The 600-nt window shown below is 47.0% G+C and carries 2 protein-coding genes; one reads left to right on the top strand and one right to left on the bottom strand.

Features of this window, described 5'->3' with window-relative positions; translation table 11 throughout:
• On the bottom strand, window positions 1–239 hold a 239-nt coding region (locus ACTHUM_RS17690; protein ID WP_440403646.1), incomplete at its 3' end, for a TRAM domain-containing protein.
• 140 nt (window positions 240–379) lie between these two features.
• On the opposite strand from ACTHUM_RS17690, the gene ACTHUM_RS17685 reads away from it, so the two are divergent.
• Window positions 380–600, top strand: a 221-nt coding sequence (locus ACTHUM_RS17685) for a L,D-transpeptidase (RefSeq protein ID WP_440403645.1), incomplete at its 3' end; no start/stop codon positions are given.

Genomic DNA, 600 nt, shown 5'->3' with positions numbered 1-600 from the left:
CCGCCACATGTATCAAAATAGCAACAAGCTGGCTCAATGCGTTCGGAAGAAGGTTTTAAAACCGTTTCGACCTGAGCTTCTGCAAACTGCTTTTTTTCTTTATGAATGGCAAACGTTACACGCTCTCCGGGCAGCGCACCGCCGATGAATACAGTCTTTCCATCGACTCTGGCAACACCCCTGCCCTCATAATCCAAAGAAAAAACTTCCGCCTCTTGATACCGTTCTTTCACACTCATACCGTTTCCGTCAGACAGCCGCTTACCGGCCGTCTGACTGTCTTCCAATACCGAAAGCGCATATTTTCTCACAAAAACACAGAGTTTCAGGTATCATGCGCCAAAAACTTTCATTTCAATCCCTACAAAAAAAAGACGACATGAAAAAATTATTCCTTGGCCTGACAGCCGCCCTTCTGACCTCGGCCGCTGCTGCAAACACACTTATTCCAGACGTCTCCCCCGCCTCTTCCGGACAACACGTCGTTATCAATATTACGCAACAGCGTTTGTTCCTCTACGACAACGGTAAACTGAGCAAAATTTATCCTGTTGCCGTCGGCAAAGCCATGACCCAAACCAATCTGGGCGAACATAAAAT

The organism is Neisseria sp. P0021.S006, assembly GCF_051956895.1.
This window is presented reverse-complemented; position numbering and strand designations above follow the sequence as displayed.